General features: G+C 66.6%; 1 protein-coding gene. It reads left to right on the top strand.

Going from position 1 to position 1,463, the window contains the following annotated elements; genetic code table 11:
• A partial coding sequence (locus FJM51_RS23385) for an ABC transporter substrate-binding protein (protein WP_140456488.1) occupies nt 1–1,234 on the top strand: 1,234 nt, incomplete at its 5' end.
• Between the last annotated feature and the right edge of the window lie 229 nt (nt 1,235–1,463).

Genomic DNA, 1,463 nt, shown 5'->3' with positions numbered 1-1,463 from the left:
GCCCGACAGCCTTAACTTCGATGCCGGTTTCTGGCGCCGCGCGGTGGAGAGCGTCGAGACGCCCGACGCCTATACCGCCGTCCTGCATCTCAAGGAACAGAACGTCGGGCTGATCTACCGGCTGGCCGTACCGTTCAACGGTCAGGTGATGCTGAGCGCCAAGGCCGCGACCGCCGATCCGTCCATGGGTGTCGGCACCGGGCCGTGGAAGATGGTCGAGTTTCGCCCCGGCGAATTCATCCGCTTCGAGGCGGTGCCGAACCACTGGCGTCAGTCTCCGGCCTACAAGGAACTCATCATCCGCCAGGTGCCCGAGGAATCGACGCGGAGGTCGATGATCATGGCTGGGCAGACCGATCTCGCCCCCGTCACGCCCGCCAGCGCGCGGAGCCTGCGGAGCAGCGGCGCGCAGGTCCTGTCGGATCCGCGCAGCTACGTTCTCGCCGTGTCGCCGCTCGGCGTCCTCCTTCCGGAGCGCGAGACCTTCGACGCCTCGATCCCCTGGGTCGCCGACCCGGCGGATCCCGTGGCCTGGGAGCGCGCGCTCAAGGTCCGGATGGCGATGGATCTCGCCATCGACCGGCAGCTGATCTGCGACACCCTGCTCGGCGGCGAGGCGGTGCCGGCGGCCGACCGGACCTCGAACGAAAGCTGGTCGCGCTGGGATCCCTCCTGGACGGCGACTCCCTACGACCCGGACCGGGCCAAGGCGCTGCTGGCCGAAGCCGGCTATCCGGACGGCTTCGAATTCCCGATGATGCTGTTCGAGGAGAACGACCGGCCGGGCCTGACCGTCATGGGACAGGCGGTGGCCCAGTTCTGGCAGGCGATCGGACTGCGACCGAAGCTGACCAACGTGGACTACTCGACCCAGGTTCGGCCGGCCACCCGGGACCGCGGGCTGGCGGGAACCGTGATCGTGAAGGCGAACCCGGCCTACGAGGAGCCGGTGCTCGGCTATGTCGGCGCCTTCTGGAGCAAGGCGGAAAGCATCCTCTACGCGGAGTATGCTCCTCTCGACGAGCTGATCGAGAAGTCGCTGGCCACCAGCGACGTCGATCAGCGCCTCGATGTGGAGGTGGAGATGGTGGAGATGGTGCGCGACAACCATTTCGTCTTCCCGATAGCCTGGGTCAACGGTCTCTGGGGCGCTTCGGCCAGCATAGGGGAATTTCCGAGGATCTCCGGCGTCTTCGGGATGTACAACCTCGAGTACGTCACACCTGCCCTCTAGCAGCCGCTCTCGATCAGCCACGGAAATCGCCGCCTTGCGGACATCCAGCCCCATGAACGTGCTATTCCGTATGTGGTCTCTCTCCCCATTCCTGAGACTCGGCGCCAATCCCCCTAGCGCAACCCTCGGAGAAGAATGACGCGGGAGGCCGCCGCCGTGCTGCCGGTGAAGGCCCTTGTCACCTACATCGACTCCGGGGCGACGAGTCTCAGAACCGCCCGCGTCCGCC

Source organism: Amaricoccus solimangrovi, from assembly GCF_006385685.1.
GTDB lineage: Bacteria > Pseudomonadota > Alphaproteobacteria > Rhodobacterales > Rhodobacteraceae > Amaricoccus > Amaricoccus solimangrovi.
The sequence above is the reverse complement of the archived record's forward strand: the minus strand, read 5'-3'. Positions and strand labels throughout refer to the sequence as shown.